Origin of the sequence: Lachnoclostridium sp. An169, assembly GCF_002160525.1 — a bacterium.
Taxonomy (GTDB): Bacteria; Bacillota; Clostridia; order Lachnospirales; family Lachnospiraceae; genus Mediterraneibacter; species Mediterraneibacter cottocaccae.
Window position 1 is genome coordinate 78,525 of record NZ_NFKT01000008.1, and the last position, 20,181, is coordinate 98,705.

17 protein-coding genes are annotated in these 20,181 nt (G+C 47.3%); 12 read left to right on the forward strand and 5 right to left on the reverse strand.

Annotated elements, in window-relative coordinates:
- Positions 1-35: 35 nt before the first annotated feature.
- The 9 genes from B5F07_RS07915 (at position 36) to B5F07_RS07955 (ending at position 12,192) form a co-directional block, all read left to right on the forward strand.
- The gene (locus B5F07_RS07915; protein ID WP_242972463.1) at positions 36-977 is read left to right on the forward strand and encodes an ABC transporter permease; all 942 of its coding nucleotides are present in this window, start codon (positions 36-38) and stop codon (positions 975-977) included.
- A gap of 11 nt (positions 978-988) precedes the next feature.
- Positions 989-1,885, forward strand: a complete 897-nt coding sequence (locus tag B5F07_RS07920) for a carbohydrate ABC transporter permease (RefSeq protein WP_087160739.1) — start codon at positions 989-991, stop codon at positions 1,883-1,885.
- 48 nt (positions 1,886-1,933) lie between these two features.
- Entirely contained in the window at positions 1,934-3,556 is a 1,623-nt protein-coding gene (locus tag B5F07_RS07925; RefSeq protein WP_087160740.1) for a sensor histidine kinase, read from the forward strand.
- 25 nt (positions 3,557-3,581) lie between these two features.
- Positions 3,582-4,379 carry a response regulator transcription factor gene (locus B5F07_RS07930; protein WP_087160741.1) on the forward strand — a complete coding sequence of 266 codons (798 nt, stop codon included), beginning with the start codon at positions 3,582-3,584 and terminating at the stop codon, positions 4,377-4,379.
- 191 nt (positions 4,380-4,570) lie between these two features.
- The gene (locus B5F07_RS07935) at positions 4,571-4,840 is read left to right on the forward strand and encodes an oligosaccharide flippase family protein (RefSeq protein WP_242972464.1); all 270 of its coding nucleotides are present in this window, start codon (positions 4,571-4,573) and stop codon (positions 4,838-4,840) included.
- Positions 4,841-4,883: 43 nt separating this feature from the next.
- Positions 4,884-7,025: a glycoside hydrolase family 3 N-terminal domain-containing protein gene (locus B5F07_RS07940; RefSeq protein ID WP_087160743.1), complete on the forward strand. Its 2,142-nt coding sequence runs from the start codon at positions 4,884-4,886 to the stop codon at positions 7,023-7,025.
- 82 nt (positions 7,026-7,107) lie between these two features.
- Entirely contained in the window at positions 7,108-9,525 is a 2,418-nt protein-coding gene (locus tag B5F07_RS07945) for a glycoside hydrolase family 3 N-terminal domain-containing protein (protein WP_087160744.1), read from the forward strand.
- A 34-nt stretch (positions 9,526-9,559) separates the two neighbouring features.
- On the forward strand, positions 9,560-11,125 hold the full coding sequence (locus B5F07_RS07950; protein ID WP_087160745.1) for a DUF5605 domain-containing protein: 1,566 nt from the start codon (positions 9,560-9,562) through the stop codon (positions 11,123-11,125).
- Positions 11,126-11,145: 20 nt separating this feature from the next.
- Positions 11,146-12,192 carry a family 43 glycosylhydrolase gene (locus B5F07_RS07955; RefSeq protein ID WP_087160746.1) on the forward strand — a complete coding sequence of 349 codons (1,047 nt, stop codon included), beginning with the start codon at positions 11,146-11,148 and terminating at the stop codon, positions 12,190-12,192.
- Between the two features lie 633 nt (positions 12,193-12,825).
- On the opposite strand, the gene B5F07_RS07965 is transcribed toward B5F07_RS07955, so the two are convergent.
- Both B5F07_RS07965 and B5F07_RS07970 read right to left on the reverse strand, forming a co-directional pair.
- Positions 12,826-13,968: a hypothetical protein gene (locus B5F07_RS07965; RefSeq protein ID WP_087160748.1), complete on the reverse strand. Its 1,143-nt coding sequence runs from the start codon at positions 13,966-13,968 to the stop codon at positions 12,826-12,828.
- Complete coding sequence (locus tag B5F07_RS07970; RefSeq protein WP_087160749.1) at positions 13,956-14,144, reverse strand: hypothetical protein; 189 nt, start codon at positions 14,142-14,144, stop codon at positions 13,956-13,958. The genes B5F07_RS07965 and B5F07_RS07970 overlap by 13 nt, the downstream gene beginning before the upstream one ends.
- A 175-nt stretch (positions 14,145-14,319) precedes the next feature.
- Between B5F07_RS07970 and B5F07_RS07975 the strand changes: the two genes are divergently transcribed.
- On the forward strand, positions 14,320-14,820 hold the full coding sequence (locus B5F07_RS07975; RefSeq protein ID WP_162613074.1) for an RNA polymerase sigma factor: 501 nt from the start codon (positions 14,320-14,322) through the stop codon (positions 14,818-14,820).
- On the forward strand, positions 14,817-15,545 hold the full coding sequence (locus B5F07_RS07980; RefSeq protein WP_087160751.1) for a hypothetical protein: 729 nt from the start codon (positions 14,817-14,819) through the stop codon (positions 15,543-15,545). Before B5F07_RS07975 ends, B5F07_RS07980 begins: the two co-directional genes overlap by 4 nt.
- Before the next feature lie 84 nt (positions 15,546-15,629).
- Here the strand turns inward: B5F07_RS07980 and B5F07_RS07985 are convergent, their stop codons facing one another.
- The 3 genes from B5F07_RS07985 to B5F07_RS07995 all read right to left on the reverse strand — a co-directional run bounded on the left by B5F07_RS07985 (position 15,630) and on the right by B5F07_RS07995 (position 19,388).
- Positions 15,630-17,477, reverse strand: coding sequence for a M56 family metallopeptidase (locus B5F07_RS07985; RefSeq protein WP_087160752.1), 1,848 nt, complete (start codon positions 17,475-17,477; stop codon positions 15,630-15,632).
- A gap of 2 nt (positions 17,478-17,479) precedes the next feature.
- Positions 17,480-17,842, reverse strand: a complete 363-nt coding sequence (locus B5F07_RS07990; RefSeq protein ID WP_087160753.1) for a BlaI/MecI/CopY family transcriptional regulator — start codon at positions 17,840-17,842, stop codon at positions 17,480-17,482.
- Positions 17,843-18,035: 193 nt separating this feature from the next.
- A complete protein-coding gene (locus B5F07_RS07995) occupies positions 18,036-19,388 on the reverse strand; it encodes an ATP-binding protein (RefSeq protein ID WP_242972465.1) in 1,353 nt (450 codons plus the stop codon).
- 310 nt (positions 19,389-19,698) lie between these two features.
- Here B5F07_RS07995 and B5F07_RS08000 point away from each other — a divergent pair, with 310 nt between their 5' ends.
- Positions 19,699-20,166, forward strand: a complete 468-nt coding sequence (locus tag B5F07_RS08000; RefSeq protein ID WP_087160755.1) for a VOC family protein — start codon at positions 19,699-19,701, stop codon at positions 20,164-20,166.
- Positions 20,167-20,181: the final 15 nt, after the last annotated feature.

Consider the following 20,181-nt stretch of genomic DNA (forward strand, 5'->3'; position numbering starts at 1 on the left):
ATGGCGGCAGTCTTATGATATAAGGAGAACAAATTATGATGGGAAAAGGGAATGCTCCGGCGGTCAGAACGAAAAAGAAGTTTAAGCGTACGTGGCCTTTTTACCTGATGGTACTGCCGGGTCTTATTTATCTTCTGATCAATAACTATATGCCGATGTTCGGTATTATCATTGCGTTTAAGGATATGAATTATTCCAAAGGAATCTTCGGAAGCGACTGGTGCGGACTTGAAAACTTCCGTTTCCTGTTCGGGACAAAAGACGCATGGACGATCACCCGCAATACAATAGGATATAACGTGGCCTTTTTTGTGATCGGAACCTTTCTGGCAGTTTTTCTGGCGATCTGTATGAATGAGATCCGTTCCAGAACAGCGTCAAAGCTGTATCAGACGCTGATCCTGCTTCCGTATCTTATCAGCTGGGTGGTAGTCAGCTATCTGGTATATGCCTTTCTGTCAGGGGAAAACGGTTTCCTCAATAAAAGCCTGTTTCCGGCTCTGGGCCTGAAACCGATCAACTGGTATCAGGATAAAACTTACTGGCCTTATATCCTTGTTCTGGTAAATACGTGGAAGAGTGTGGGATACAGCATGATCATCTATTTTTCCAGTATTGTCGGGATCAGCCAGGATTATTACGAGGCAGCCCGGATCGACGGCGCTTCCAAGATAAAGCAGATCCGCTATATCACGCTGCCGCTTCTGAAACCTACTGTGATCACCATGTTTATCCTGAGTGTAGGTCAGGTGTTCCGTTCGGATTTCGGTCTGTTCTATCAGGTGACAAAAAACAGCGGAGCGCTGTATGAATATACCAGGACGATTGATGTATATGTGTATCAGGCGCTGATGAAGAATGCGGACTACTCCATGTCCGGCGCGGCAAGCGTATATCAGTCGATCTGCGGGTTTATACTGATTGTTGCAGCAAATCTGATTGTGAGAAAATATAACAGGAGCAGCGCGCTGTTCTGAAGGAGGATACTATGAAAACAAGAGAATATTGTGTTACACAGGTAATAACGAATGGAATCTGTATTATTGTCACCATTTGTGCGATCCTGCCTTTTATCCTTCTGGTGATTGCTTCTTTTACGGATGACAGTTGGGCGGCTCTGCATGGATTTACATTTTTCCCGGGGAAATGGAGCCTGACAGCTTACCAGTATATCGCGGCAAAATGGGCGACAATCGGAAGAGCGTATCTTATGACTCTGGTGGTGACTGCAATCGGAACACTGGCAAGTCTTTTTATTTCCGTCCTGTTTGCCTACGGAATCAGCAAGCAGAATGTAGCCGGAATGAAAATCATAAGTTTCCTTCTGATCTTTACCATGCTCTTTAACGGCGGACTGGTATCAACTTACTACTGCTATGTGAAGATATGGGGAATCAAGGATACGATCTGGGCGCTGGTGGTGCCGAATCTGATGATGAATGCCTTCAATGTGATCCTTATAAGGAATTATTTTGTCAACAGTATTCCCGCCAGTCTTGAGGAGGCGGCGCGGATTGACGGAGCGGGAGAGTTCAAGATCCTCGGATGGATTATCCTGCCTCTGAGCAAACCCATCATTGCCACGATCGGTCTGATGACCCTGCTTGTTTACTGGAATGACTGGCAGAATGGTCTGTATTATCTGACAGCACGGAATGGTGCTGACTATTTCACCATTCAGATTGTGCTGAATAATATTAACGAGGATATCCGTGCAATTTCGGCAGCGGTAACTACCGGAACCATGACAGCCGGTGTGTCTCTGCCGTCCACGACGATACGTATGGCGATCGCTGTGGTGGGCGTCCTGCCGATTCTGGTTTTATATCCTTTCTTCCAGCGTTATTTTGTCAAAGGTATTACACTGGGCGGCGTAAAGGAATAGAGATTCTGAGAGAAGAAAATATATAAGGACAGGGAAAGTGGAGGCGCGATGAGAAATATTGCAGTAAAAGTGATTGTTGTTTTTGTATTATTGATTTTACCTTTGAATCTGTTTGTTGTATTCCAGGCAAATGCAATGATTTCTACAACTGCAGAACAAGTGCGCATGTCGGAACAGGGCATGATGGACGTTTATGGAGAGACACTGGCAAACCGGATGGATAATGCAGTGTCTCTGCTGTATTATTTCGAGACAAAGAATACAGACTGCCTTTCCATGACGCAGCAGACAGAAAAAAATTATACTTATCAGAAAGGCAGACAGCAGCTGTATTACAGTTTCCGGACAATGGCGGATATGATCGACGGCGCGGAAGGGTATTTCTTCTTTTTCCCCAAGGTCAGTGATATGATTATGCTCAGCGGCAGCAGTGCGGACGAAGAACTGGAAAAGTGCCTGCAGGAGCAGAGGCTGGGGGATCAAGCCCGACAGACCCGCGGGTGGTATATTCAGGAAGCAGGAGACAATACCTATGCCGTGCTGTACATTGAACTGAAAAATGTATCCTATGGAGCATGGATAGATCTGTCAGACATTGCGGACAATATCCGGAAAAGTCTGGATTATGAGTCCCTGGATGTTGTGATCGGGGAGGGAGAACTGCCAGAGAACGAACTTTTTGCTTCCTTCCGTATGGATAATATCTATATAGGAATTTCTCTTGAACAGGATGAGATTATCCGGGTTCACGCACTGTATCAGAGGAGTCAGCTTGTTATGGCGCTTTGTTATCTCGGACTGATCCCGGTATTGTTTCTCTTTATCCGAAAAATATTCATTGCACCGCTGAAAAAGATCAATGATGCACATGTTCAGTTCCAGAAGGGAAATATGGATTACCGTCTGCCGGAAAAGGCGGGAAGCAGGGAATTTGAAATGGCATACCGCTCTTTTAACAAGATGGCAGACCATATCAAAGATCTGCGGATTCGGGAGTATGAGAGTAAGATTGAAAAGCAGAAGATGGAACTGCGCAATCTGCAGCTGCAGATCCGCCCTCATTTTCTTCAGAATACATTTAATCTGATCTATTCACTTGCCCAGGCGCGGGATACAGAGTCTATCCAGAATACGATGCTTTACCTTTCCGGTTATTTCCGGTTCATTTTCCGCAGCGACAAGGAACTGGAACTGTTTGCCAAGGAGCTGAAGCTGATCGAGGGTTATATTGCCATGGCTTCTTTAAGGTATGATAACGGGATCGAGTTCAGCTGCGATATTGATCCGGAAGTGGAAATGGTGCGGATGCCGCCGCTTCTGATCCATAATTTCGTGGAAAATGCGGTGAAGTACGGAGTCTGCCAGGACAGAATCCTGCACATTGACCTGCAGGCGAGATATGATGATAAGCGGGTGACATTTACGATTATGGACGACGGAAACGGAATGTCAGCGGAAATCCTGGAGCGTAACCAGAAAATGTTCAGGGGAGAATATGTCCCGGAAGACAAAAATGCTCATCTTGGGTTGTATAATTCCTTGAAGAGGTTAAAATATTTTTATGGAGATACAGCGTATATTGAGGTGATTTCCGAACCGGGAGAAAGTACCTGCTTTACGATTTCATTTCCCTATAATATGGAATTTTCAGATGATCCCGGGGATATATGATTTTGCCGGAGTGAGGTGTGCGTGAATGAAACTGCTGATTGTGAATGACGAGAAACTGACCGCGAACATGATGAAAAAAGAAATCATATGGAAAGATTACGGGATAGATGAAGTTTTTACAGCCTATGATGTGAAAGAGGCAAAAGAAGTGATCGGGGAGCAACAGATCGACGTCCTGCTGTGTGATATCGAGATGCCCGGAGAGAACGGAATTGCTCTTCTGCGATGGATACGGGAAGAGCAGAAAGATATAGAGTGTATCTTTCTGACCTGTCATGCATCTTTTGAATATGCCAGGGAAGCGGTTACTCTGGGGTGTCAGGATTATATACTGATTCCGGCAAAGTATGAGGATATAGGAAAAGCTGTGGAGAAAGTGGTAAAGCGGATACGGATCCGTGAGGAGGAAAAACGTTATCAGGAACTGGGGAGAAGGACAGTCCAGGAAAATCTTGCCACGGCTGCAGAGACTCATGGGGTAAAAAAGAGCGCGCAGCAGGTGGCGGAAGAAGTGGTAAAATATATCAAAGAACATCTGACGGAAGAAGAACTGTGCATTAATGAAATCGCATCATGGACCCACATGCATCCGGTGTATCTGAACCGGATATTTAAAAAGGAAAAAGAAAGTTCAATCGGGCAGTACATCATCAGTGAAAGGATGAAACTGGCAGAAGCGCTGCTGTTGGAAAATAAACTGAATGCCTATGCGGTGGCGGAACAGGTGGGATATAAAAGTTATTCTAATTTTAACCTGACTTTTAAGAAAACTTTTGGAGAATCCCCGACTCAGTATATTAACAGAAAGTCTCATAAGGAGTAACAAAGAAAAGCGAATTTTGACCTGTCCTGACAAAAATGTGACTGTGCATGCCGGGACAGTTCCTCTATAATACAAATTAAAGTGAAATGCATATCTGAAAAATCTGAATATGGTAAACTGATAATTCCAGCCGGTTCTGCCCGGTTGTGTCCCATTGAGACGACGGGAAGATGATGAAGGAGGGAATGACAGTGAGAGAGAGAAGAACAAATTCACTTCGAATGACAGAAGGCAGCGAGATCAGAAATATCCTGATATTTATGATCCCGCTCCTTATCGGCAATATTTTCCAGCAGCTTTACAATTTTGTAGATTCGGTCGTGGTAGGGCGGTTTATCAGCGCCCAGGCACTGGGATACTGGAGCGTGTGGGTTACCGCGATCTTTTCGTCCATGCTGGCGGCATCGCTGTGCATCTGGCGTTACCGCAGCGGAAAATGGATGAAGAAAGCTGCTGTGTAAAAATATTTATTTTTAAAATTATATATTCAGGAGGAAACACGATATGACAGAAAAGGAATTGCAGACATTACTCGAAGACATGACGCTTCAGGAGAAGATTGACCAGATGTTTCAGGTGGTCGGGATGTTCTATATAAAAGACAACACCGGCATTGAAAGCGGACCTGCACAGGAACTCGGCGTGACACCGGAAGATTTTGATATGGCAGGATCAATCCTCGGAATAACCGGGGCGCAGCGTCTCATGGATGTGCAGAAACGTTACATGAAAAAGCAGCCTCACCACATTCCCATGCTGTTTATGGCGGATATTATTCACGGCTTCCGCACCATATTTCCCATGCCGCTTGCACAGGGGGCCATGTTCGAGCCGGAACTCTCTGAAAAGTGTGCGTCCGTGGCAGCAAAAGAGGCGGCAGTCAGCGGCCTTCACGTAACCTTTGCGCCGATGTGTGATCTGGTGCGGGATGCGCGCTGGGGAAGAGTGATGGAATCGACGGGAGAGGATCCTTATCTGAACAGCCGGTATGCGGCGGCGATGGTGAGAGGATTCCAGGGAGATGACATGAAAGCGCCCGGGAAGGTGTGCTCCTGTGTGAAGCATTTTGCGGGATACGGGGCCGCGGAGGCAGGAAGGGACTACAATACCGTGGAACTCTCCGAGCACACATTGAGGGAGTATTACCTGAAGGCATATCAGGAGGGAATCAGCGCCGGGGCAGGTATGGTGATGACTTCCTTTAATACGCTGAACGGGATCCCGGCAAGCGTGAACCGCCGTCTGATGCGGGACATTCTCCGGGGCGAGATGGGATTTGACGGCGTGCTGATCTCGGATTACGGGGCGCTTCGTGAATCGGTTGTCCACGGATGTTCCGCGGATGACCGGGAAGCGGCAGAAAAAGGAATCCGGGCAGGCGTCGATATTGATATGATGACCGGCGTATATTCGGCAAATCTGAAAAGCCTTGTGGAAGAGGGAAAGGTGGATGAGAAACTCATTGATGAGAGCGTCATGCGGATACTGACTCTGAAAAACAGGCTGGGACTTTTCGAGAATCCTTATAAAGATGCGGATCCGGAGCAGGAGAAAGAAGTGATCCTCTGCGGGGAGCACCGCCAACTGGCGAGAGAGGCGGCGCAGAAATCCTTTGTCCTTCTGGAAAATGACGGAATTCTTCCTCTTGATCTGAAGAAAAAGACTGCTTTTATCGGCCCGTATGTGGAGAGCAGGGAACTGATCAGCTCCTGGGCCGTGACCGGAAAGACAGAAGACTGTGTCACTATCCGGGAGGCTGTGGAGGAACTTCCGGATATGGAGAATGTGGTATTCTGCGCGGATGCCACAGATCTGGATAAGGCAAGGGAAGCGGCCCGTGAGGCGGATACGGTTGTCCTTGCCATCGGGGAGAGCTACCGGCAGAGCGGAGAGGCGGCAAGCAGGGGGATGCTGGACGTTCCGGCGGAACAGATGGAACTCCTGCGGGCAGTGTCGGCAGTGAACGGGAATGTGGTTGTTGTTCTCTTTAACGGAAGACCCCTTGACTTAAGGGAAGTGAAGGAAAGAGCGAAAGCCGTTCTGGAAGTATGGTTCCCGGGCACAGAGGGAGGACATGCGATCCTGGATGTGCTGACCGGAAAGGTCAGCCCGTCGGGAAAGCTCCCCATGAGTTTCCCGTACTGTGTGGGACAGGTGCCGGTATATTACAATCACTTCTCGACCGGACGGCCGCAGCAGAAAGGGGCGGATGCAGGATACGTGTCACGGTATCTGGATATTCCCAATGAACCTCTCTATCCTTTCGGGTACGGACTGACATACACGGCATTTGATATATCCCCTGTGGCACTGGATAAAAAGGAAATGAAGACCGGGGAGAAGCTGACGGCGCGTGTCAGCGTGAAGAATACCGGAAAAACAGCGGGAACCGAGACTGTCCAGATGTATATTCAGGATGTTTCCGCCAGTGTGGCGCGTCCGGTCAGGGAGCTGCGCGGATACCAGAAAGTCGTGCTGGAACCGGGAGAGGAGAAAGAAGCCGCTTTTGAGATTGACGAAGCGATGCTTGCCTTCCTCCGGGATGACGGAACGGTGGGAAGCGAGTCCGGACGCTTCCGCGTATGGATCGGCAGCAGCAGCGAGACGGAAAACGAAGCAGAATTTACCGGGATATTTGAGGACTGAAATAAATACGGAAAGAGCGCTGCGGAAAATAAATGAAGGAAATCAATGAGAAAAACAGATACAGATAAGGAGGAACCAGATCATGGAAAAATATCTTGATACAAAGCTTTCGGCAAAGGAGCGGGCGCAGGACCTGCTCTCAAAAATGAGCCTTGAGGAGAAGATGGGGCAGGTCAACTGTCTCTTCCCGTGGGGAGACAACTGGGAGATGCTGGAGAAAGAAGCCGCTCACGGAATCGGAGAGGTCAGCACACTTGAGGTGAGGGAGATCGAGAGCCTTGAGGAGGCGGTGCAGTGGCAGAGAAAGATCCAGAAGATGGTGATGGAGAAGAGCGAGCATCATATCCCCGCCATCTTCCATATGGAAGGACTGTGCGGACCGTTTATTCAGGATTCCACAAGCTTTCCGTCCGGAATCGCCCGGGGCTCATCCTGGGATCCGGCGCTTGAGGAGAAAGTGGGGAGATGCGTGAGCCGTCAGGAGCTTGCCTGCGGATTTACGAGAGTCCTTGCACCGGTGCTTGACATTTCCAGAGATTCCCGGATGGGGCGTCAGGGAGAGACATACGGGGAGGATCCGACCCTGGCGGCAGCCCTCGGAACCGCTTATACAAAGGGCATCCAGGAGAACGAGACAGCGGGACGCCATGCAGAGTCGGCAGCCAAGCATTTCCTCGGCTTCCACAACTCCCAGGGAGGCATCCATGGGGCAAACAGCGACACGCCGGAGCGTCTTCTTGACGAGGTATACGGCAAGCCCTTCCAGGCTGCCATCAAGGGGGCAAACCTGCGGGGAATCATGCCATGCTACTGCTCCATCAACGGAGAACCGGCTTCCTCATCAAAGAAGATTCTTACGGATCTGCTTCGCAACGAGATGGGATTTGACGGCGTGTGCGTGGCGGACTATGGTGCGGTGAGCAATGTATATAACGCTCAGAGTGTCGGGGAATCTGTTACGGAAGCAGGGCTCATGTGTATGGAAGCGGGCATGGACGTGGAACTGCAGATGCGGACGGCTTATAACGATGAAATGAAAGAATGGTTCCGGACAGGAAAAGCAGATATGGCGATTCTCGACCGCGCGGTCCTGAGAGTCCTTGAGGCAAAATTCCGGATGGGACTGTTCGAACATCCCTATGCGCTGGACGGTGAGGATCTGAAGTCAGTATTCTATAACGAAGAGGACAGAAACGTTTCCCTCCAGTCAGCCCTGGAGTCCATGGTGCTTCTGAAGAACAACGGCATACTTCCTCTGGACAGCCAGATCAGGGACGGAAAAGTACGGACCATCGCGGTGATCGGTTCCCAGGCGAAAAATGCCAGGATCTTTTTCGGCGGTTATACCCACCTGAGTATGGAAGAAGCGGTTCATGCCGTTGCCAATTCCATCGCCGGTCTGGAATCGGGAAGCATAGAAGGCAAGAAAGCGGCACTGATCCCGGGAACACAGATCCAGAGCGATGAGACGGAAGAGTTTGACGAGATCCTCAAGGTGCAGAAACCGGGATGCAGGAGCCTTCTGGAAGAACTGCGCGTCAAACTTCCGGACACAGAGATCCTCTATGCTTACGGATATCCGGTGGCGGGAAATGACCTCTCCCACATTGATGAGGCGCTGGAGGCGGTAAAGAAAGCGGATGTTGTCATTATGACACTGGGCGGCAAGCACGGCTCCTGTTCTGTAGCGACCATGGGAGAAGGTGTGGACAGTACGGACATCAACCTTCCGGAGTGCCAGGATGAGTTCATCCGCCGGGCGGCAGAACTGGGAAAACCGATGATCGGCGTGCATTTTGACGGGCGTCCGATCTCCAGTGATGTGGCAGATCAGTATCTGGATGCCATCCTGGAGGCATGGAATCCATCCGAGACGGGTGCGGAAGCGGTTGTAAAGGTTCTGACAGGAGAGTATAATCCGGGCGGGAAGATGCCGGTATGTGCGGCGAGAAACGCGGGACAGATTCCGATATTCTACAATCACATCAACGGATCTTCCTGGCATCAGGGCGAAAGTATCGGATTCCAGGACTATGTGAATATGCCCCACACGCCAAGGTATTTCTTCGGCTACGGGCTTTCCTATACGACGTTTGAATATTCGGATCTGAACCTGGACCGGAAAGAAATCGCTCCGGACGGCAGTGTGAAGGTACATTTTTCCGTGAAGAATACCGGGGACCGGGACGGCGAGGAAGTGGTTCAGCTTTACATCCACGATGTTCGCGCGTCTGTGGCAAGACCGGTGAAAGAACTGGCAGGATTCCTGCGTCTTGGACTGAAAGCAGGAGAGAAGAAGACGGTAGAGTTTACCCTTCAGGCGAGCCAGACGGCGTTCCTTGACCGGGAGATGAAGTGGAAGATCGAGAAAGGCGATGTGGAGATCCTGGTGGGAAGTTCCTCCGAGGATATCCGGCTGAAAGATATGATTCAGATTACGGACAGCGCGTGGATCGAGGGAAGAGACCGGGCATTTTACGCGGAAGTACAGACTCTTTGAGACGAGAGGATGAGACGAGAGGAGAGATGTGACAATGAATCAGATGGAACAGACAATGAACCAGACAGAACAGTATGATGTTTTTGAAATATCGTTTGAAAATGCCGATACAGAGAATCACGTCATTGAACATGCGGCAGTGTTTGAACATGGGGGAAAGGAGTATCCGGCGGATGCGTTCCGAAAAGAAGACGGAGTATATGCCGTGCGCTTCATGCCGATGGAACAGGGAACATGGAATTACCGGATCTGCGTGGATGGAGCGGGAATGGACTCTTCTGTGGAAAGAAACATGCAGAAAACCTTCGAGTGTGTGGCAAATACCCATGGCAATCACGGCCCGGTTCACACGCAGGGGGACGGATTCCGCTATGCGGACGGCAGCAGATACCTGCCTTTTGGAACCACATGTTACGCATGGATCCATCAGAGTCAGGAACTTCAGGAAGAGACGCTGAAGACGCTTGCAGAATCTCCGTTCAACAAGATCCGGATGTGCGTGTTCCCCAAGTCCATGCCATACAATAACAACGACCCGGACGTGTATCCTTTCCGGAAGAGGGAGGACGGCTCCTGGAATGTGTGGGATCCGGATCCGGTTTTCTGGGAGAAGCTCGATACCCGGCTGGCACAGTTGAGAGATCTTGGGATCGAGGCGGATCTGATCGTCTTTCATCCCTATGACCGGTGGGGATTCGCGGAGCTGTCCCAGGAGGAGTCCCTTGTCTATCTGCGGTATTGTATTGCGAGACTTTCCGCTTATTCCAATCTCTGGTGGAGTCTTGCCAATGAGTATGAAATGGTGTACGCTAAGAGCATGAAAGACTGGGAAGAGTACGGGGAGATGCTTCTTGAAAAAGATATATACGGACATCTCCGCTCGGTACACAACATCTTTCTGCCGTTCCCGAAGAAGCCCTGGCTGACCCACTGCTCGGTTCAGTCTGTGGATATCGGTCATATTCCGGTGTGGAAGAAGGAGTATGGCATGCCTGTAGTGATCGACGAGTGCGGGTATGAGGGGAATATCGAATACGGATGGGGCAACCTGACCGGAATGGAAATGGTGCACCGTTTCTGGTGGACCATCTTCCGGGGCGGATACTGTACCCATGGAGAGACGTTCCACAGAGAGGACGAGGTACTCTGGTGGGCGAAGGGCGGAAAGCTCTACGGAGAGAGCGCTCCGAGGATTGCCTTCCTCAAGACACTGCTTGAGAGTCTGCCCGGAGAGTGGAAGCCGATCCATCTGAACCCCACGAACCCGAATCTGGATCTCAATGATCCGGAGGCAGTGGAGAATGAGAGAAAATTCCAGAAGGCTCTCTCAGCAATGCCCGAGAGTGTGAAAGAGGGCGTGATGCTCGGACTCAATACACCGCTTCAGCTTGAGTCTGAGAAGTTCCTTATGAAATATCTGGAGAGAATGCGCCCGTGCATGGCACACCTGGATCTGCCGAAGGAAGGCAAATGGACGGTTGAGGTTATTGATACATGGGAAATGACCTGGACAGTGGCCCTGAGGGGCGTCAGCGGCAAAGTAAAAGTGGATCTTCCATCGAAAGAAGGAATTGCCCTTCTGGCGCTGAAGGAAGACTGAAAAAACAGGAGGAAAATGTTATGTATGATGCAATTTATCCCGGCCAGACCTGGCTGGACACAGAGGGAAAAAGAATCCACGCCCACGGCGGATCTGTGATGTATCTGGACGGAGTTTACTACTGGTACGGAGAAAACAAGGAAAAGACAACAGGGAAGGATGACATCTGGCACTGGGGCGTGCGCTGCTATACGTCCACCGACCTGTACAACTGGGAGGACAAGGGGCTGATCATCCCTCCGGAACCGGACAATCCGGAGTCATCCCTTCACCCCTCATCCATGATGGACCGCCCGCATATCATTTACAATAAGATGACGAAGAAATTCGTGTGCTGGCTGAAGATCATGAACAAGGACGGCACCCAGACGGAGACGGTTATGACGGCAGACTCCATCCTGGGGCCCTATACCAAGGTGAGAGAAGGTCTTCGTCCGCTGAATATGAGCGCCGGGGATTTCGATCTTGTAGTTGCGCCGGACGGAAAAGCCTACTACTATTTCGAGCGCGTTCACAGCGAGACGATCTGCGCGGACCTGACGCCGGATTACACGGATGTGACCGGTTACTACAGCACCCATTTCCCGCATATCGCACCGCCCTATGTGAGGGAGGCGACTGCGCACTTTTACCGGAAAGGAAAGCACTATCTTGTGACTTCCGGAACAACAGGGTATCTGCCCAATCCGTCAGAGATCGCCATCGCGGACACATGGCACGGGCCATATACGGTGCTCGGCAACCCGCACCCTGACGATAAGAGCCATACTTCCTACCACTCGCAGATTTCCTCTGTATTCAAGGTGGAAGGAAAGAAGGATCTGTATATCGCCGTGGCAGACCGCTGGGTTCCGGGGCATATGGACTGGGAGTACGAGAAATACAAGAAAGTATTCGAGAAGAACTTCATGCCTGACTTTGAGGGGGAGGTTGACGTGTCCGATTATGAGATGGACAGCGCTATCAACACGTCTCTGGCAGACTATGTGTGGCTGCCGTTCCGCTTTGACGGAGAGATGGGATACCTGGACTGGAAGGACTCCTGGAGGATTGAGGATTACGAGTAGAATACAGGGACTGCCGAGGGAGTATACATAGTACACTGCTTGCGGCAGTCCCTTATAGAAACGAACAATATAATATAACTGATTTGTTCAAAAAATGCTTAAATAGTATGTTATTTTTTTGTACACCACCGAATAAGAATCAGATTAATAAGATATAAAATAATCGCACTCCAATATCCGAGTCCATAAAACTGTATGAACTCGAATTTAAGATTTTGTAAATAGAAAAGCCCCAGTTTGAAAACAGGATAAAGAGAAAATAAAATAATATAAAATATGTCTATTATATAAAGAGCCACAAATATATTTTTCATTATGCAGTAAATATATAGCAAAGTTCCGACAAAATATAGTATACCGTATATGAAATAAAAATCTGTAACCATTTCCACGCCTGTTGTATTTCCCAACGAATAAGCTTCAAAATCGTAATCGGTTTTAATAAACCAGTCAAAACCCAATAGACATACTACAAGCAAATAATTAATCAGTATTGTAACTTTTTGTTTTTGCCTCATTGCAATATCTCCTTCCTTTTTTATAAGTATCGTAAAGGGGGAACCTGCAGGGTGTTATGTGTAGGCTAAGCTATGAGAGGAAGGTTATCCTTTCTGGCTGCTGTGTCAGAATTAATTAGTTTGTTACGCCAAATTCTTCTTTTACCAGTTGTTCTTTCACAGACTCTAAATAATTTGAGTACCCATTAATAGTGTTTGTACTCTCGTTTGAATCAGGCGCAATCTTACCTTCAGAAGAATAATACTCCTGCTTCACGGACTCCAGATACTTCAGAATAGGAAGCTTTTTTCTATATACTTCATATTCAAACTCCCAATATTCTTCCTCGGTATCAAACTCGTTAATTAGAAGCTGCATATCTTCCCTATTTTCTGCAGTCTGAACAAGATTCTTTAATTCATTTATGTAATCCCTGATTTCTTCTTCTGAAGCTGTAAATCCTGAAGTAATTGCTTTTTGATATAATGCTTCTCTTTCCAACAGGTAATCTATGGCCTTTTCTCTTGCTTCTGTGTCTGTATTACCTGCTTTTATATAAAAATCTGTTGCCATATCAACTTCGTTTACTGTTACTATGCCACCACTTTTTCCCTGCGCATATATATCAGAATCATTTTCGTTTTTACTATAACGTTCAAATGCTTTTTCGACTTCAATTTGTTCCGTTGCCTTTAATGGATATCTGGAAAAAACTGCCCAGTATCCCCAAAATTTATCTTCGCTATGGTATGTATCGACCATGTTATACTCATTTTTCATCATGGTGATCAAATTTTCATCCGAGTAATATACAATTCCTGCGACATCATCCAGACTGCCGGTAATAAACTCGATCATGACCCCTTCATCATTATACGTACACTCTATATTCCGCTCCGCCAGCAATCCATATCTATCATTGTCTATAACCACTTTTTCGCGATCTTCTGCATCCACTGTTGATAATATTTTCTGAACTGCGGCGTTGTAAGAATCCCATAGAATGGATAACCGGTATTCGTTCAGGGAGTAGTAGATTCCCAGATTCGTATTATTACTGATCCATAATATAAAGAAAATCATCAGATAGAGAAACACATGCTTTGCTTTGTTCTTTACCATATAAATCACTGCTGCGGCAAAATAACCGGCAATGATGAGGTTTCTGCCGAGTGTAAATGCAAAAAAGAACGCTGCCAGAACGACAAGATTGATTAAGACAGTCCCTGCAATCCGCAATGCCGTGTGATGATAAAGATAATTTTTCATTTTTTCCATTTTCCCCATCTTTCTTTGTAAATGTTAATGCCCAAATACACTGATTTAGCTAAGTGGTATAAACATGGAATTAGAGGCATAAATTTGCTCGGACAAGGATATTTCAGGTAGGAAATTTGTACGATTCCCCATAATATTAAAAAAAATATTTCTTCTTTTAAATCCAACTCATCCATATTACTATTTACCTCCTTTCGAAAACCTTTCTACTTATAAGACGCGGGTAAAGCACAAAAATATAACATCTATTTAAAAGTTTTTTATTTTTTATGTTATATTTTTATATAGTTAATGCGTCTTATATATGTAAGATCTTATTTTACTGGTAATTACCACGAGAGGGAAAAGCATATGGGTGATAACGAACAACTGCTGCGAAAACTCATGAATGAATATGGTGATGACATATTGAGACTTTGCATTATATACATGAACGATTACCACACAGCAGAAGACGCATGGCAGGAGACATTTATAAGGGTCTATAAAAATCTGAACAGGCTGTCAGAAATCAGCTCAATAAAACCCTGGATATGCAGGATCGCTATTAATACATGCAGAACCCTTCAGCGGAAAACAGCATACAGGAGATATAATGAATTAATTATTGACGATATAACAGGAGAGACACATAGTAACATTACCCTGTGCGAGAACCATTTATCGATGTGTAAAGCAATCGATCAGCTGTCGTTAAAATTGAAAGAAGTAATCATCCTGCACTATCTGCATGACTTCAGTGTAAAAGAAATCTCATCCATCTTAGGAATTGGAACCGGAACTGTGTTGGTCCGGCTGCAGAGGGGCAGGGAAAAATTGAAAGAAATATTAAAGGAGGATTGCGCATCATGACAGATCTGTCAAAGCAATTAAAAGAAGAGCTTTCTGTTTTTACAGTACCTGATAAATTAGTTGAAGACACAATAAGAAAAACCAAATCCGGATCCGTATCTGATGCCACTAAAAAACACAATAAATTTTTCACTGTTGCTGCCGTTTTAGCGTTATGCCTGTTGATAAGCGGTTCTGCGATTGCCGGTGTACTGAGATATCAGAATATTTATATAAATGGTGAAGCGCTCCCTGAACTTGATGCCATGAAAACATACAGCTACTATGAAGCAGACGGCCTGCAGCCATCAGGAACTGCCGCACCTGTTATATACAGTAAGGAGTATGAAGATATCAGCGAACTTATAAATGAAATTCATAAAAATCTTCTCGTTCCTATGGCTTCCGGTGCAGAATACCAGGATATCTATTACGAAACCGATAAGACAGACTATGAATATATCAGATATCAGTTATCAGCAGCCATTGGTACTGGCAGAACAGCTATAGAATCTCAGATATTCATTGCCCTAAGTGACAGCCAGATCCGCAGCTACTCGCAGGAACTGCTCGGAGACTATACATTTGAGAAAGAAGAATTAACAAAAAATGGAAATAAAGTGATCATTGCCGGTTCCGAAGCAGTTGATCTGATTATTTTTGTTGCGGATGGAATTTTATATCAGTTTGAGGCACCGGTTTCAGCAGAAGAACTTCTTGAATATGTGAATGACATGATCAAGTAACTCGTACTTTCAGACCATGATAGAATTAATCGCGCCGGGAATACTATATAGTATCCCCGGCGCGGCTGTCAAAGATCAGGATTTTCACTCCCCCGGCTCCTCCTGTTCAAATACCGCTCCGTCCGGAACGCAGGGCAGAGTTTCCGATGAATCGCCGGAATATCTGTACTCCGGCAGCGGGGAGGATTCCCCGGCGAGAAATACCAGGTTCTCTCCTTGGCGGCGGAATGTGTAATGATTCTCACCGTCATCGGTATAAAGCAGGAGCTTATCCCCTTCCTCTTCCATTCTGCCGCGGGGCAGATAACTGCTGAGCAGGGAGTAAGTGAAGGTAAATGTGCCGTCGGAAGGGGAGAGGACAACCCCTGCCGCATCGTATTCGGGCGTGTACCGGTAGGTGATTGTTTCTTCCGTCTGCGCTGTGCCGGAATTGCCCGATCCGGAATTGCCGGGAACAGAGCTGTCCGTGCCGGAACCGCTTGTGCCGGAATCGCCTGTGTCCGTGCCGGAATCGCCTGCGCCGGATTCCCGGCTTTCAAAATATTCCAGGGCCTTCTGCTCGCAGGCAGCCGCCTGCCTCTCCACACCTGCTGTCAGGTCGAGCGCCCGTCCCTGCAGCCGCAGGGGGAATTTATTACGGATATCGCCTTCATAGTAAGAGCCGTCCCGGGGCTCCCAGTATTCTTCCAGTTCGAAGTTCCCGTCATCCCCCGCGGCTGATCCGGTGTTTTCACTGCCCTTTCTGACGGTGACGACCGTGGGAATGTATGCACCGGATTGTTCCTGAAGGCCGTCCGTGCTGTCGTAGCTGTATTCCCCGTACATAACCCACATGTAAACGGTGATCCGGTCATCGCTTTCGTCTGTCCCGAGAATGTCAAAATCCGTGCAGCAGTAATAATTGGCGCTGTAGTCCGTGCGGTAGTGTTCCAGTATCACAGTTTCCAGATAGGCGGACAGTTCCTGATCGGAAGCACTGTCCCCTGTCGGGCTCTTATCCGGCGGACTGGTGAGAAAGCAGACGGCCAGTATGACACATACGACTGCTGCAGCGGTTACGATCCAGAAGCCGGGCTTTCTGTAGTTCAGGACAGATCTGATCCGGGCTTTTACGCCTGCTTCGCCAAATGCCAGAGGGCAGGCTGCCAGGGAACTTCTGGGGGCGCTGCAGTTGATCAGGGCATGGGCGTATGGCTTTTTGACTCCGGGTCCCATCTCTTTTATTACCTGTTCGTCGCAGGCAAATTCGATATCCCTGCAGAACAGGAAATATGCCGCCCAGACCAGCGGATTGAACCAGTGGATGGCAAGAAGGAAAAATCCGAGCGGTTTCCACCAGTGGTCGTGCCGCCTTAAATGCGCCTTTTCATGGGCGGTGACATAAATGCTGTCCTGTCTGTCAATGCCAGAGGGCAGATAGATCACAGGGCGGAATACCCCGAAAATGAAAGGGGTGCCGATCTGGTCGCAGAGCCGGATATTTTCCTTATAAGGTATGGACTCACGGACTTTCCGCTGCGTGGCAAGAAAGCTGATTATCGCGTAGAGGAGCATCACTGCCATACCGGCGACCCAGATAACACAGGCGGCGAAAACGATGACCTGTGCAGGATTGGCGCTCTCTTCGGCAGCAGGAGCAAGGGCGGAAGAGATGGCAGGATTCACTGCGGAGTTGACAGCAGAAATGCCGCTCTGGACAGCCGGTGTGTCAGCGGTGGTGAAATTCTCCGGAATCGTCTGTGTGCTGGGAATCAGGCTTAAGGGACTCTCCAGGGCAAACGGGCAGACCAGACGGATGCCAACCAGAGCCCACATCAAAACTGCTGCAGATTTCGGAGCCTTTTTCAGCAGCAGGCGCAGGAGCATAACCGCGATGACAAGCCATCCTGCCGCAATGCTCATATTTACTACTTTCAGGAACAATGCTTCCATAATCACCCCTCCTTATACTCGTCAACCATGCGGCGCAGGCGCTCCACTTCGTCCGGTGACAGATTCTTCCGGGTTGTGAAGGCGATGAGAAATGCCGCCAGTGATCCGTGGAAATTCTCCTCTACAAACTTTTCGCTCTGGAGAGCATAAAATTCTTCTTTTGAGACCAGGGAAGTCACGGTTCCCCGGTTGTTCTGGAAAATCCCCTTGTCGCAGAGCCTTTTTAATACCGTATAAGTGGTGGATTTCTTCCAGTCCAGAAGTTCCAGGCTGCGGCGGGCAAGCTCTGCCGATGACAGTGGTTCATTTTCCCAGATAATTTCGGCAAACTTTGATTCAACGGGTCCCATCTGGTAAGCGCTCATGACAACCTCCTTTCTGCCGCGGATGAAAACCGCGGAGAGAATGTGAACGATTATAAAAGGATTTCATCAAAGAAAAATTCTACATATTGTAGACTAATTCTAATCTACAACATGTAGAATCAAGTTGTCAACAGATTTCTGTTATTATTTATAAATTTCTTCCCTCTTTCAATCGTATCTTCAAACTGCCTCTTCAAAGAAGAGGGGTCATATAGAGGGGAAGATAAACGATTCCACCCTCTTCTTTCCGGTCCCCGGTATGAAGAACATAGGGAATATATGTCTGCTCCTTATATTTATTGATAAATTTGTGCAGGGAAGAAAGAGTATAATTTTTTCCGGATTTTACCTCGATTGGTGAAATATTGTGGCGGCTTCCGGTCTTGCTTTTTGCAGTAAGGAAATCAATTTCCATGCGGGAGGCTGTATCTTCCCGGGAAGAATTTGAATAAAAATATAATTTGTGGCCGCCTGCAGTCAGCATCTGCGCTACAATATTTTCCACAATCATTCCCTTATTTACTTCCAGTTTATCAAATAACAGCTTTTTATAAAGCTCACTGCTGACGATTCCATTTTCATCAAATGCATGGCTGATCAGAAGACCGGTGTCAGCCATGTAACATTTCAGTGTCATACGGTCCATATTCAGCTTCAGCCCGATATCGGGAGCAGTAGAATTATAGCAGATATTGACGATCATCGCGTCATCAAGCCAGAACAGGGCGTCTTCATAATCCCGGAAACGGGCATCCTTTTTCAGGGATGACAGACGGAATTTCTTTTCATGTTTCTGAAGTTGGGAAGGGATTGCATCAAAGATGCTTTCTACTTTCATTTCATAGCCCTGGGCATGCTTAATAATATCTGCCCGGTAGAGTGTCAGAATATCCCTTTTTATCTGATCTACTCTGTCAAAATCACGGGACTCGGTATATTCCTGTACAGCCTGCGGCATCCCGCCGATAATCATATACTGACGGAAATAGTCCATTGCTTTTCTGTGCAGAACCTGCCCCATAGGACGGGCACTCTCATAATTTTTGCGAATAATATCCATGAGCATGTCATTTCCCAACGCCCAGAGAAATTCTTCAAAATCCAGAGGATACATTTTAATGTGGCGTTCTTCGGATGGAATTAAAATATCCTGTACATTTTTCCGTATGGACATCAGTGAACCGGTTTCGATATAATCATATCTGCCATCGGCCACAAGATATTTAATGGCGGCACGGGCGCGGGGATACAACTGAACTTCATCAAAAATAATCAAAGATTCATGTTCATATAATTTTACATTATAGTAGCCGGCTAAATACATAAAAAGGGTGTCCAGATCATTCAGATAATGTTCAAACAATTCTTTTACATCATTGTCTGCCCGGTTAAAATCGATCATAATGTATGATTTGTATTCATTTTTGGCAAACGCTTCTGCAATATAGCTCTTTCCGACACGCCGGGCTCCATCGATCAGCAGAGCAGTTTTCCCGCAGCTGTTTTGTTTCCATTTTTTCATTGCATCATAAATCTTTCGCTTCACAAGTTCCACCTCCGTATTTGCTGAAACCGTCATTGGATATCTGTAATTTATCACGAAATCGAGAATTTTACAATTAAAATTCTACACGAAATCAAAGATTTTATAACAGAATATTCTACACGAAATCAAGATTTTTTGCTTTCCTGCTCTCTCTGCTAACAAAAAAATATTTCTGAAATATCGCTAATTTATATCCCTGACGACAAATCTGAACCTTATCAGCGCTTTCGGCCCGCGATATGATTTTTACCAGAAACAAAAAGATCCGCGGATGAAAATGATTTTTTAAGAAAGGTAAGAGGTGTATAAAATGGGAAACTTTAAAGTACATGGAATTTTTCAGACGGGAATTCTTGTGTCCGATGTGGAGGAATGTCTCAGGCTGTTCCGGGACGGTCTCGGGCTGAATGTGGTGTTTGATGCGAGAAACCAGATCCAGAGCGCTAAGGAACTCTGCCACGGCGTGGAGAACCAGACGATGAACGTGCTGATGCTCCGCGGGGATGACGGTGTGGACCTGGAGATCCACCAGTATGTGAATCCGCCGGCACATCCATGCAAGCCGCTGGAGCACACGGACATTGGCTCATCCCACTTTATGCTCCGTGTTACGGGGATCGAGGAGGTCGTAAAAAAAGTGGAAGAACTGGGATACGAGATGATGACTCCGGTGATTGCGAGCAAGACTCTTCCGGACTTCAAGTTCGCGTATTTCAGAGGACCGGACGGTATGATGGTGGAGCTGCAGGAAGGAAGCTACATGCGGAAAAAAGACTGACAGGCAAGTGTAAAA